This window comes from Chryseobacterium sp. OV279, assembly GCF_900128945.1.
In the GTDB taxonomy this organism is placed as follows: domain Bacteria; phylum Bacteroidota; class Bacteroidia; order Flavobacteriales; family Weeksellaceae; genus Chryseobacterium.
This window is the reverse complement of the sequence record NZ_FQUD01000002.1, coordinates 249,919-264,000: the sequence shown is the minus strand read 5'-3', so window position 1 is coordinate 264,000 and position 14,082 is coordinate 249,919. Positions and strand designations below refer to the sequence as shown.

At 34.0% G+C, this 14,082-nt stretch carries 6 protein-coding genes and 3 pseudogenes; 4 read left to right on the top strand and 5 right to left on the bottom strand.

Features of this window, described 5'->3' with window-relative positions; genetic code table 11:
* Positions 1-15: 15 nt before the first annotated feature.
* Positions 16-2,910, bottom strand: coding sequence for a SusC/RagA family TonB-linked outer membrane protein (locus BUA72_RS09125; RefSeq protein ID WP_072922683.1), 2,895 nt, complete (start codon positions 2,908-2,910; stop codon positions 16-18).
* Positions 2,911-3,771: 861 nt separating this feature from the next.
* On the opposite strand from BUA72_RS09125, the gene BUA72_RS09120 reads away from it, so the two are divergent.
* Complete coding sequence (locus BUA72_RS09120; protein ID WP_072922682.1) at positions 3,772-4,152, top strand: hypothetical protein; 381 nt, start codon at positions 3,772-3,774, stop codon at positions 4,150-4,152.
* An 889-nt stretch (positions 4,153-5,041) separates the two neighbouring features.
* Positions 5,042-6,360, top strand: a pseudogene (locus BUA72_RS09110) (IS1182 family transposase).
* Positions 6,361-6,504: 144 nt separating this feature from the next.
* Here BUA72_RS09110 and BUA72_RS24420 read toward each other — a convergent pair.
* On the bottom strand, positions 6,505-6,681 hold the full coding sequence (locus BUA72_RS24420; protein ID WP_175548872.1) for a hypothetical protein: 177 nt from the start codon (positions 6,679-6,681) through the stop codon (positions 6,505-6,507).
* Between the two features lie 776 nt (positions 6,682-7,457).
* Positions 7,458-8,078 (bottom strand): T9SS type A sorting domain-containing protein, encoded by a 621-nt coding sequence (locus tag BUA72_RS09105; protein ID WP_072922680.1) that lies wholly within the window; start codon positions 8,076-8,078, stop codon positions 7,458-7,460.
* A gap of 1,807 nt (positions 8,079-9,885) precedes the next feature.
* Between BUA72_RS09105 and BUA72_RS09100 the strand changes: the two genes are divergently transcribed.
* On the top strand, positions 9,886-11,805 hold the full coding sequence (locus tag BUA72_RS09100; protein ID WP_072922679.1) for a zinc-dependent metalloprotease: 1,920 nt from the start codon (positions 9,886-9,888) through the stop codon (positions 11,803-11,805).
* Between the two features lie 142 nt (positions 11,806-11,947).
* Positions 11,948-12,474 (top strand): annotated as a pseudogene (locus tag BUA72_RS24610) (transposase); the annotation flags it as partial.
* A 154-nt stretch (positions 12,475-12,628) separates the two neighbouring features.
* Here the strand turns inward: BUA72_RS24610 and BUA72_RS09090 are convergent.
* A pseudogene (locus BUA72_RS09090) lies at positions 12,629-13,369 on the bottom strand (SDR family oxidoreductase).
* Between the two features lie 462 nt (positions 13,370-13,831).
* Positions 13,832-13,969 (bottom strand): TetR/AcrR family transcriptional regulator, encoded by a 138-nt coding sequence (locus BUA72_RS09080; RefSeq protein WP_262484409.1) that lies wholly within the window; start codon positions 13,967-13,969, stop codon positions 13,832-13,834.
* Positions 13,970-14,082: the final 113 nt, after the last annotated feature.

The window sequence follows — 14,082 nt, the reverse complement described above, 5'->3', positions numbered from 1 at the left end:
TGGATTGTTTTTTTATTAAAAGCTGATCTGCATTCCTAAAGAATAGGTTCTTAAGGGTGGTAAAAAGCCGATGGAGGAAAACTCGGGATCAACCCCAAAATATTTTGTCCATGTGTACACATTCTGTCCCTGAAAATAAATCTTAGCTTCTTTAATAATACTTTTACTGTTTTCTATCGGGATTCTGTATCCTAACTGAAGATTCTTCAACCGAATAAATGATGCATCTGAAACACTCGCATCACTGCCCTGAAATAAAGTATGAGAAGCCGTTGCTGTGGAATGATACGGCATATAATAGCCATCAGGTTTTTGGGCTGACCATACGTTAAGGGCTTCTACGGGAAGATTGCTCATAATTCCCGGAGAGGGCATGATATAATTGTAATTTCTGTTCTGCTGTTTCACAAATTGAATTAAGAATGAAAGATTCCAGTTTTTATAAGTAAAACTGTTATTCAACCCTCCGAAAAACTCTATCCCTATATTTTTAATCACCTGCCTGTCGTCTGGAGAAGTGATTTTACCATCCCCATTATAATCCGTGAATTGGTATTGTCCTGTTTGTGGATTAATACCTTCTAAATGATACAATTTGACAATAGAAACAGGTTCTCCGATTACATAGGAATTAGCGTAGGTAGAACCTTGCAAACCCGGAAAAGAGATCAGCTTATTTTTTGGAAAACTGATATTAAAACCGGTATCCCATTTGAAATCATTAGTTGTAATTGGTTTTCCACTGAGTTCAATTTCCAATCCTGTATTCTGAACTGTTGCATCCAAATTGGCTAAAACGGAGGTAAATCCTGTTATGGCAGGTAGTTGATATCCTACCAATTGATTGGAGGAGCGGTTTCTGTACCATGCAGCAGTTAGATTGAAGCGGTTATTGAAGAATCCTAATTCCAGTGCCGTTTCCAGTTTTATCGTTTTCTCCCAGCTGAAATCAGGATTAAAGAGTCTTGACGGGGATAATCCTACGACTCCGTTATAAATAAGTGTTGATGAAGTAATAAAAGTATCCCTGTACTGGTAATCCCCGATATTATCACTTCCGGAAGAACCGTAACTTCCTCTCAGTTTTCCAAAGGATAGCCATTTTAAGTTGAGAGATTTGAATAAATCTTCTTTGGAGAACAACCATGCAGCGCCTACCGCTCCAAAGTTGGCAAATCTGTTATTAGTTCCGAATCTACTGCTTCCGTCTCTTCTTCCCGTAATGTTCAGGATATATTTATGGTCAAACTGATAATTAATTCTTCCGAATACCGCTGCATATTTATATTCTGTTTTCACCAGATCAGAAATAACCTTGGCCTGTGCTGATCCAATATTTTGGATAAAAGCATTGCTCTGAAATCCATATCCCTGAAGGGACTCTTGATTCGTAACATCGCTTTGATAGGTTCCGCCAGCTAAAACATCTAATTGATGTTTTCCTTTTTTAAATAAATAATTTAATTGAGGTTCAACAATGAATGAGAGCTTATTGCTGTTTGCGGTATATGCCTGTGAATAGGTTGGGGTTAATCCTGATGAGGGATTGTAAATGGTATGGGGAATTAAAGACCATTCTTCAAATGTTTGGTAATTAAGCCCGCTGTTTAATTTAACCCTGAAATTAGAAAATATTTCATATTCTGTACTGAGGTTATTGAGAAACTGTAAGTTTTTATTGGAATAGGTAGAGTTATAAGCCGCTATAGGATTATTAAAGGTATTTTTCTCCCAGTTCAGGTTTCCGTTTGCGTCATACAAAGCTGGGGCATTTGGTGATAATAAAAAAGCATTTCTTGTAATGTCCTGATTCATCACATTATTTTCCTGCATCGAAAAGAGATTCGACAGATTGAGCATAAATTTCTTATCCGAAGAGCGATGTGAGATATTACTCGAAATATTGTTGGTTTTATACCTGAAATCTTTTCCGAAAACCGTGGTCTGTTCCTGATGTCCCAAACTCACTAAAAAGGTGGTGGTTTCACTTCCTCCGCCGAGTGACAGCTGGGTGTTGGAAGCTGCGGCGGTATTGCCGATTAGTGTTTTACCCCAGTCCGTATTGCGGTTCTGATCCCATACTCCATTCACATCATACGCAGCAGCGGGATAATTCGTGATTCCGTCATTGTCAAAAGCCTGCTTTCTTACACTGAGATACTGCTCGGTATTCATCATTTTCAGGTTAGAGAACGCCTCACTTAGGGCATAAGAGGTATTAAAAGAAAGGGAAAGTTTTCCTTTCTTTGCTTTTTTAGTGGTTACAAGCACCACACCATTAGCTCCCCTTGAACCATAAATGGCGGTGGCATCGGCATCTTTTAAAATTTCAAGGGATTCTATATCACCGGGATTAATGCTGTTGAGTGGGTTAATGCTTGCTTCCGGCAGAATCGTTCCTGAATAAGGGGAAGTTACGCTTCCACCAATCGCAATGCCGTCTATTACATATAACGGCTGGTTACCGTCAATGCTGCTGTTGCTTCTTGTCCTGAGGCTGTTTCTTCCTCTGATCTGAATATCAAAGCCCCCACCCGGAACACCGCTGTTCTGGGTAATACTCACCCCTGCCATTCTTCCCTGAGCGGCTGATAATACATTAGATACAGGCTGGTTTTCAATTTCTTTAGCAGAGACCTTGGCGATGCTTCCGGTTCTTTCCTTTTCTTTGACCTTGTAATAGCCTGCATTTAAAACCACTTCTTCGATATCTTTTACCTGTTCTCTATCTGATGTAGATAAAGGAGATAAGGTATCGGCTTTTTTCTTTAGTACAGAAACTTCAGAGGCATTGTTTCGCTGAATAATAGTATCTGAACTTCTCCGTTCCTGTGCTTGAAAAGAGGTGCTTGCTGCCGTCAGCATAAAAGCACATGCAATGCTTCCTATGCTGATATAGGATTTTTTCATACTTTTGTAAAAGTTAATGGTTAATAACTATTAATGCTCTTTCCTGCGCAGCTGTCAACTTTTGCGGAAAGGGCTTTTTTATTTCTTACAGTACAAATAGTACAGCCTTATGTATCGTTGTAATAAGTGAAGGTCAGTTTCATGTCTGTTTTGTATATTTTCTTTGTGTTTTTATAGTTTTTGTTGTTTTAAAATTTGTTACGTACAGAAATTCGAAATTATAGCCTCTAGCCCGAATAAATTTTGATAACATGACTGTAGGATATGATTCTTCCAAGTAGTGGTACCCCAATGATTATTCGCCTAATTATAATAGCGCTGAAATACTCTTTGTGGATTAGTATTTGGCAATTACATAGCAAAACACTACTTTTAAGGTGTAAGTTTAAGTAGAATGTATTGCTCAATATTAATCTATTGAGCCAATTTTCTGTTAACTGAATGAATATAACATTCTGTTAAAGAAAAATGTCAGGAGGGCTTTTCGCTGTTAAAGCTAAAATAATCGTTCTCATATTTTTTTATTAGGGTTATGAAACGATGTGCTCAAGCAAACTTGGAGAAAATAAAATAGGCGAACTCCAAAGCTTTGAAAGGGGCACCGCAAAGAGCCACCATGATTTTACCCATGGTTCCACAAAGTCTTACATGAAGTTCGCCCTATTAGATTGCAAAAATAATAAAATCTAATAGATAATGGCGAACCCATGTCAACTCATGTGGAATATTTGCGGTTTTCTTTCATGAGAGACATCATTTATGAAATGTCATTTATTATTTCATAATAAATCGCTTTTAATTCATTTAAGCAAATATAATAAAAGTTTGTGTATCACGCAAACTTTTTACAAAAAAAGAATTATGTCAAAAAAAATAAACAGAATAAAACAAGTTTCTAAAGACGCTGGAATATCTTCGCGTCTCATTTCTTTATGGGTAAACGTTGACTATACTACAGTAAGTCAATGGAACTCCAATAATTACCAACCAAGTAGTGATAATCTAAATAAAATAGGACAATTACTCCAAATAGATAACAGAGATCTTTTAGAACCTCAAAGTCGGATCAATACTGGTTTAGCTATTACACTTCAGAAAGAATTAGTAAGATTAAATAAGGATGAAAACATTCCTTTTGAAATAGAAAAGACGGACAGTACTGGTAAAATGATTAAAGTAAATAATCCGGAACTTATAACTGCTTTGAAAAAATTTGCAAAAAAACATATAGATCATGAATAAAAGGTAAATTCTACAAATAGTACAGTAACCTAATTCTTTTTTATTTTATTTACAATGCTTTATTTAGATGCAGTTTACTGGCGTTATCTACCTAAATAGACTTTAATATACAAAGACACATTTTGCAACAACAAACCTCCCTTTTCTTCAGAACTCTAAAAAAGCTCAATAAAAAGTTAAATCATTGACAATAAATACATAAACTTCATTGTATTACTTCTTTCGATTGAAAGAGATTGAAAGGAGATTGAAAAAAGGAAGAAAAAAAAACTAACCTTGATTCATTTTGCACAGGTAGTGAATTTGACCTTATGTTATTTTGCGCAGGTGTTATTGGTAAAGCTGTGTTTATTTTATCATGCAAGTTAAGAGGAGGAGATATTTTATCATTCAGTTCAGATATTGATTTCTATCTATTGTATGCTGATATTGGGAATACTATGGGTTATTTTACCTTTACTGTAAATATTTGTCAAACGGTGGGCATTATGAAAAAACACGTAATTATAGTATGCAGGCTAAGAAGATGACCTTATCTTGTTTTACGCAGGTTAGATGATAATCCATAACTTTTGAATGCAGCTATTGGAAATACTATGAGTTATTTTACTCATCTGTAGATATTTGTTATATTAATTAGCTTCAGAATTATAATGCTCGGATTGAGAATATAGTTTTGTGTTTTTCCGCAGTGGTAAAGAATAAGCTGTATTTGTTTTGGGCAGGTATAAAACAGCAGTAAAAAATATTATTTTAAAATTTTTACTATGGAATTTTAAGCACAAAAAAAGAGGCTGTCTCAAAAGTGAGGCAGCTTTTTTTGTGTTCAAAAAAGAGGAAAGCCAAAGCTTTCCTAGTATGTGCAAATTGATTTATTTGCTGTGTGTCGATTAATTCAAAAGTAGTCTTTAAAGATTATAATCCCAAGCAAAATTTTCTTTTTCCTCCCAATTTATCGGAGTTGATAGAAAATGATCATCCTGTACGGTCTGTTTCAGCAGTTATAGACGGTCTTAACATCAATAACTTAATCCGGAATTACAAACCTGGAGGCACCTCAGTGTACCATCCCAAAATGCTTTTAAAAGTATTGGTATGTGGTTATTTGTGTAATATTTATTCGAACAGAAAATTAGAACAGGCTCTTAAAGAAAATGTTCATTTTATATGGCTTAGTGCGATGAACCGGCCTGATCATAACACTCTGAACCGATTCAGGGGTAAGATTAAAAGGTGAACTCAAAGATATATTTGCACAGATTGTCCTTTACTTAGAAAATGAGGGTCTAGTGAGCCTGCAGACCGTTTTTACCGATGGTGCTAAAATAGAAGCCAATGCCAACCGCTATACATTTGTGTGGGGGAAATCCATAAAGAATAACAAAGAGCGTATAGAATCCCACCTTGAAGAGCTCTGGATCTATACTCAGCAAGTAGCCAAAGAAGAGATGAAGGATACTTCTGAATTAGTTTTTAAATCTATGGATAAAGAAAAAGTAAAGTCTGTCATAGAAACCATAGACCACACTTTGAAGAGTAAGAAAATCCCCTCCAAAATCCGTCAAAAAATTGATTATGCGAAAAAGAACTGGCCTGCCTATGTTGAAAAATATGAAAAACAGCAGGAGATTCTAAAAAGCAGAAACAGCTATTCAAAAACAGATCCTGATGCCTCTTTTATGCGAATGAAAGAAGATCATATGCGTAACGGTCAGCTTAAGGCTGCCTATAAGTACAGAGAATCAGTTCATCATTAATTAAACCCTGCATCCCAATCCCGGTGATACAAAAACTCTTCTGCCTCACATTGAGAACTTTGAACGGCTTTATAATAAATCTCCAAAAGAAATAGTAACTGATGCAGGATATGGCTCAGAAGAAAACTATACTTTTCTTCAAAAGAAAAAAATTAAAGCCTATATCAATTATAATTATTTTGATAAAGATCAGAAGTCTAAAACAGTAACATCTTCACCCTCAAATCCAAAACTTTCAAAACTTCGACACAAAGTTCATCAGCTTCTCAATACAAAACGTGAGGTAAAGCTCAGAAAACAAAGATGTCATGATGTAGAACCTGTTTTCGCTCAAATCAAACATAATAAAAGATTTAAAAGATTCATGCTTCGAGGACAAGACAAGGTCGAGGTAGAAACAGGATTGCTTGCCATTGCACACAATCTCAGGAAAATGGTAAAAGCAGCCTGAAAAAAACTGCTTTTTGAACCTTTAAAACCATAACACATATTTTTTCCTTCTAAAAAATCGAAAGTTTTTATTATTTGGAAAAAAAAAACTAATAAAAAAGAGAGTGCCTTTTGAGATAGCCTCTCCTTTTTATACCAATATTTATTATGGCTTCCAAATTCCGTCCCAAGCATTTTTAATGCCTCCAATGACATTATCAACAGCTTGCTGTGTTGTAGAAGGATGACATGCTCCTAAAACTCCACCTGTTAATTTTTTTAAATCTGCTTGTTGTGTTCCTACATTTTTCTTGAATTGATCAAGAGTTAATCTTTTTTCCATTTTGTGAAAATTTTGTTGTTAAAGTTTACGATTTATATAACGAACATAGTCTAAGTACATTTCTATATAGGCTAATCCGATGCATTAAAGTGTTTTTTTTTGATTTTAATTCTTAAAATCAGAAGTAAGTTCAGGAAGAAAATGACAAGCTCCTAAAATTCCACCAGTCATTTTTTTTTAATCTTTTTGTCCCTTATCTGAAAGAACATTCTTCTTGAATTGCTCAAGTGTTAATTTTTTATTCATGATTTATAAAATACAATTACCGACTACTCCAATATTGGGTAAATTTAAACATATTCTCAAACAATTAATGGATTCAATCAATACAAGGATAACAATTACATAGAAGGGATTTTAGATAAAATAAATATAAAAGGATAATGCAAAACTTAAAACTGAAACCTTTCAACTGTTTTTAACGAGTATATTTTGTAAAAAAATTGAGTTAACAAAAATAACGTCTTAAAACTCAATCTTTCTTTTCTCAAATGGAAGAAAAATATGATTATACTCTGAAAATTATGCAATCTTAAAATACTTTTCTTAATTATTCTTATAAGGTTGCGAATTTAGTTTTTTATCCGCATTAAATTCCTGTTTAAAAAGTGCCGTCGAAATTTCGATCTAATCTAGCTTTTCTTGAATAAATAGTATCATTAATTATTTCATTTTAAATATAAATCCGATGTCTATTATATGTTAAAAATATCCAACAATGCATAAAACATTTTTTTTTAATTCTACACACTGTCAGATATAAAACAAACTAAAAATTATTTCTTAATGAGCTTAGTTTTATGTGTTTTCGTCTCACTGGTAATAGTAATGATATACATACCTTTTATAAGTGAAGACACATTGATTCTCTGACCATCTAATTTACCGCTTTGCACCAGTCTTCCTTCAGCACTGTAAATTTTATAATCTGCTTTTCCTTTTAGGCTTTTAACTTCCACAAAAGTATCTGCAGGGTTTGGATAAATTTCAATTTCAGAATTCGTTCCTTTTACTTCATCCACAGCAAGGGCACCAGTAATTTTCACTGGGAAATCTCTAAAAGAACCCGCTGAAATAAATCCACCTCCATTAACAGGAACAATTGGACTGCCACAGGGATCACTCGTCGTATTAAAAAAAGTACTTGCCACTCTCATTCTTAATGTCTTATCTCCTGAATAAGCGACTGCAGGAACTATACATACGATTGTTCCGGTGTGTCTTTTATTAGCATTAGGGATAGCACTCTTTGCTCCTACTAATTCTGAAATTTCGAAAACTCCATTTCTGTTATAATCGATCCAAACCTGGAACCAATCCTTGTACTGACCACCTGCTCTGTTTGCATAATCTGAATAAGATAATGTATACTGAGTTCCTTTTGTTAAGTTGATCAATTTAGTAGAATCTTCACTGAAACATGCTCCAAATTATTAATAGTCGTTTTAACGAAAAATATTTATTCGACCTCCTATTCTTTGAAAATCAATCTTTTATTATTTCTGAAAAGCGAATTAATTACTTCTGATGAAAACATTAATAACTAAAATGTTAACAGCTTATTCAACAGATTTATTAGATTATTAATTAAAAAATAAATTATTATGCCAAGAAACAAGGATGAAAATGGATTTGGTAATTGCAGTTTGCAATAAAGGAATTTTATCCATATATATTATGATAATCATACTTCTAGAAATCCACCTGCTCAGATAGGGTTGTCATCGATAAAGTCGTTGGGAATAATTAACTAATACCCATAATACGAAGTTGAATTCCAAGACTGCTGACAAATCCTTTGCCTGCAAATAGTTTTCCAAATAATTGCTTGTTCATTTTTTATATGCTGTGGATTTCGATCAGCAACATTTCTTTTCGTTAACATAAAAGACAAAAGTTGACCCTTTCATTACAAATAAAATACAATTTTAATACATAAGTCCAGCCAATCTATTTATTTTACACCACTTTCAGGCACTCGTTATTTCTTAAAACTCGGTAAAAGAACGTCAAAATACCTTAAAATAACTCCTGTACCACAAAATCCATAATGGGAAACTAGCTGTGGGTGGTACACAAAGAATCTTTTCAACCTTCCCAATTGGCAATAATGATCTGTCTCAGCAATTTATATTCTGGTAGCACAAATTACACAGTCGGATTCATTTTATATGGAATATGATAAGGTAAAAAAGAAGAAGCGACAACACACAAAAAACAAAGCGGTTGTCGTGATGGAATTTACAGAAAACATCAGTTGGAATGTCTTTTTAGGTTAAACTTCCTGTTTTTTCACATAAATTAAAATTATTATATAATTTGTTAAAAACTATGAAAAAGAGCAAATTTCAGAGCATTAGATTTCACTATTCTTAAAGAATAAGAATCTGGAAAAATGAAAAAGACATCTGTCAAGAGCTCATTATTTTAGCACCTTCTTTCTATTGATAGAAACTAAGATGATTACTTTTGACCCATTTTGACCCAATAAACAAGCCGACATATATAACTTTAAGAATACTTTTGCTAATATTTAAATACAAAAAAAGGTGTTAGGGTGTTAAGCGATGTACAACCTGAAAATTATTAAAGGGACTTATCATTGAGACTACGGACAAAAAGCTATAATTAATTAATCTTTAAAAAAGGTCAGTCCAGCTAATAAACTATTATACAAAATCTATATACAATGAATGATCTCTATATATTCTCAATCGTAACTGTTTTGTGCTTGTTATTACTTTTGGTTGTTTTATTTAAGAGGAATATGAAAATAAACTCTAAATCAAAAAAAGAAAATAGAGAAAAAGATTCATCAGGCAAACTCACATAATGAACCTTTGGAGAATTTATGAATTTTGTAAAAAATTTAATCTCGGTTCTTAGTCAAACTTGCTGATATAATTATCCTTTAGTCTAAGCATTATTCCACAGAAATTCGTGTAATTCAGGGAGGATTTATCTCTTTATGTAGTATTATTCTAAATCTTTCATCAAAGCACGTCTCAACTTTTGACATCTATCCGACACAAATCTGTTAAACATCAGAAAGCCCAAACTAAGAAATAAGCTAAGAGCAACAAGAAGAATACATAGGCAAATCCTGTGAAATGATTGAAAATAAAAATCAGCAAAGAATGATTCAAGTGGCTAATTCAATTAAGTAAATAATTATAAAAGTATACAATTAAAATCAAAAAAAGAATGAAAAAAATAAGTATTATTTCCGGCCTTTTGTTATTTATTAACATTTTTTTTCAGGCCCAAGAGCACTATTGTGGCTTTGATGAGGAACTAAAAAGAATGGACAACAGATTTCCTAATCTGAAGACAAAAAGAGAAGCAGTAGAAACAAAATTGAGAAGTATTGACAAGCAATCTTATTTTAACAAGTTGGGTGCTACAACTTCATGGAACGGTCTCTATAATGGCCAGGTTTATGAAATCCCCGTAGTAGTTCACGTCATTGAATCTCAAGCACCAGCAAATGCCAATCTCTCTCTGACGGATCAAGATGTCATCAACTGGATAGACAGAGCCAACAAAATGTATGCAACAACGTATGGAAATGGTTTCTATCCAGAGGGATCTGGAGCTGATGGAGGCAATGTAATTCCATTTAAACTAGTACTGGCCAAAAGATCTCCAGCATGTCAACCTACGAGTGGAATCATGAGATATAATGGAAGTACGATTTCATTATATGATACAAAGGGGGTGAAAAATGTTATATCATCAACAAACCCAGGTGTAGGCGCAGATGCAAGTAATATAAAGACCTTGGCACCACATTGGCCTGAAACCTCCTATTTCAACATCTACGTTATCATAGGTTTTAACGGGGAACAGCAGCGGAGTGACGGGTTGATGGGGTATGCCAGATTTCCAGAAACGTATGACTATTTTTACGAAAGCTTTATGAAAGTAGCAACACTTAAGAATCAACACGACACAACACTTACACACGAACTCGGACATGCATTTGGATTATATCATACTTTTCAAGGAGGCGACTACAAAATAACAAGTGGTAATACCGGATATTGCCCACCTGCCGGAACAGGAAACTGCTCGTTAGATAATGACCTGGTTTGTGATACAGAAGTCTCAGGATCTGCATTTTTTCAGCATCCGGCGCCAGCTAATTCTCAACTTAATCCCTGTACTGGTCAAAATTATCAAGGAGTGCAATATAATATTATGAACTATTCCAATACTAACCGAAAATTTTCAGAAGGACAGAGAGATCGGGCGGTACTGTTGATGATGGAGTACAGAAAGAACCTGCTAAATTCAACAGCAGGCAAAGATCCTTCCGTTGTAATTCCGTCTCCTGTTTCTTTAACACCTTCTTTCTGTAATCCACTAGGAATTGTAAATCCTTTGAATAATAATTTTGGAATAGGGGCTACTAAAGTAAAATTCGGTTCCATAAACAGTACAACCAACGGCTACGATTCTGATGAGCAGACTCCTAAGTTTTATGAAGATTACGGATCAGCTACATGCATCAGACCAGCCTATTATACTGATATCTCTTCAAATTCAAGTACAGAATTAAAAGTCTCTTATGATAATGGTTTTCAGCAAGCAGACAAATTTAAAACAAAAGTCTGGATAGATTATAATAATAATGGAGCGTTCGAGGATATTGAAATGATTGTAAATAATAGTTCGGTATCTGCAGCACCAGAATCAACCAATGAGGTTATAAATAATATTACACCTCCTGCCTCTGCAGTAAAAGACACATATTTAAGAATGAGGGTTGCAGTAGACGCTTTAACATTTAACGATGTTGTGCTTCCAGAAATTACAGCCTGCTCACAACTTCAGTACGGACAAGTAGAAGACTATGCTATAAGAATTACCGGTGTATTGAGAACTTCTGAAACTAAGAATATATCTGAAAACAAATTAGTATATATTAAATCCGAAAACAAGGTGAAACTAATGGGCAGTCCAATGTTTGGAGATTATCAGATATATGATTTAAGTGGTCAACTAATTCAAAAAGGAAATGTAAAAAGTGATGAAATCTATTTCAATAGAGAACTTCCTAAGGGAGTGTTTATTATTAAATACGGCGATAAAAATGAATCAAAAAAAATATTAAATAACTAATACAATAAAAAAACACTGTATTTTTCATAGCCATAGAAAAAAGAGAGACTGTCTCAAAAGTGGGGCAGCTTTTTTGTGTTCAAAAAAAGGAAAGCCAAAAGCTTTCCTAGTATGTGCAAATTGATTAATTTGCTGTGTGTCGATTAATTCTAAAGTAGTCTTTAAAGATTATAATCCCAAGCAAAATTTTCTTTTTCCTCCCAATTTATCGGAGTTGATAGAAAATAATCATCCTGTACGGTCTGTTTCAGCAGTCATAGACGGTCTTAACATCAATAACTTAATCCGGAATTACAAACTGGAGGCACCTCAGTGTACCATCCCAAAATGCTTTTAAAAGTATTGGTATGTGGTTATTTGTGTAATATTTATTCGAGCAGAAAATTAAAACAGGCTCTTAAAGAGAATGTTCATTTTATGTGGCTTAGTGCGATGAACCGGCCTGATCATAACACTCTGAACCGATTCAGGGGTGAAAGATTAAAAGGTGAACTCAAAGATATATTTGCACAGATTGTCCTTTACTTAGAAAATGAAGGTCTAGTGAGCCTGCAGACCGTTTTTACCGATGGTACTAAAATAGAGGCCAATGCTAACCGCTATACATTTGTGTGGGGGAAATCCATAAAGAATAACAAAGAGCGTATAGAATCCCACCTTGAAGAGCTTCCGCCAAGTTGTGCAACATTGGAAACTAAACACAACATCTTTTTCTTGGGGAAAGTACGTTTGGGTTGTTTTCTTATTATATTATTTAAATCGTGCATTATAATATTATTTAAAACCAGCAATCAGGTTAGTCTAATTGCTGGTTGTCCATAGGCTATCTAGTGGTGTAGCCACCGTTTGCAAAGATAGTCTGCCCAGTTATCCACCATCCATCGGTTACTAAGAACTCACCAATGGTGCAATATCTTTAATATCCATTAACCCTCCTAATGCTGATGCAGATTTGTGATATGAAACTGCATCGGTACTTTCTTGACCATAGAAGAAAGTCGTATCCTTGCACCAGGCGCAACAGCTGTCACTGAAATTCCTCTATCATCGAATTCTTTCGAAGCTGCTCTTGTAAAATGTTCTACCGGAGCTTTTACACCAGCATAAATAGAATACAAACATGTATAAGCTGTCAATAATGAAGTGACCATAGTAAAGTCATTTACTTTTATACCGGCCTCCTGTAAGAAGAAATAAGCTGCCTTTGAATTGATTCCAAACATCAAGTAATATTCAGATTCAGTGGTTTCCGTAAATGGCTTTTTAAGTACCATCCCTACCGTATTGATTGCAACATCAATACCTCCGAACCGGGTAATAGTATGATCAAAAAATTCGGTAATATTCTCGACTTTCGTCAAATCACCCTGAAACAAAAATGCTTCAGCACCTAAAGTCTGTACTTCTGATAATGTTTTTCACTTTCAATTTTAGAACTTTCACTATTATAGTGTATGGTCAATTTTACACCTTTTGCAGCAAAATCCTTACTTAATAATCCGCGTAGGTTTTTCCCATTTCCAGCAATTAAAACTACTTTCCCTTTTAAATCGTTCCTTGACATTTTTGAATTTTTTAATGTTAAAATCAAAAGCACAAAAACTGACGGAATATTCCGTCGATTTTTATAAAAAAAAATATATTCTTACAGCATCCTAACTCATTTGTAAAAACATACTTATTACTTCGTTATCAATCACCATTTTTTTATCAAGAGCCCACAAAATCCAACCATTTATAGTACTGAATGTAAAAAGTCTAAGACGCCTTGCAGTCAGTGGCTTAAACAAATTATCTTTAAATAATTCGTCAAATTTGAGAAACTCTTTCATAGCAACCTCATGTATTTCCTTTGTCAGTATAGGTGATGTTGCAAATTGGCAGGAAATTGAAATTCTAGTGGATTTTCTATAAAATAACGAACAATTCTTTCCCACAAAAAATTGAAGTGGACCTGAATACTACTCTGTATTTTATATTCTTTAAAAATGTAGGTAGATTCTTCATATTTCTGCTGTATCCAGATTTATTGTACAATATCTTCCTTGTTTTTAAAATGTTTGTACACTGTTCCAATAGCTACTTTTGCTTCTGTGACAATTTGGGCAATGGTAACTACATACAACCCATGCATTACAAATAGCTTCATCCCTGCCTTTAAAATTTGTATCTTTTTCGTTTAAAAAAAATTATGGCCGCAAATTTACCAAAATATTGTAAAGTATCCTTCCTTCTAGCGGCATTATTACTTTCTCCAGAAAACTAAAAAAAACACCT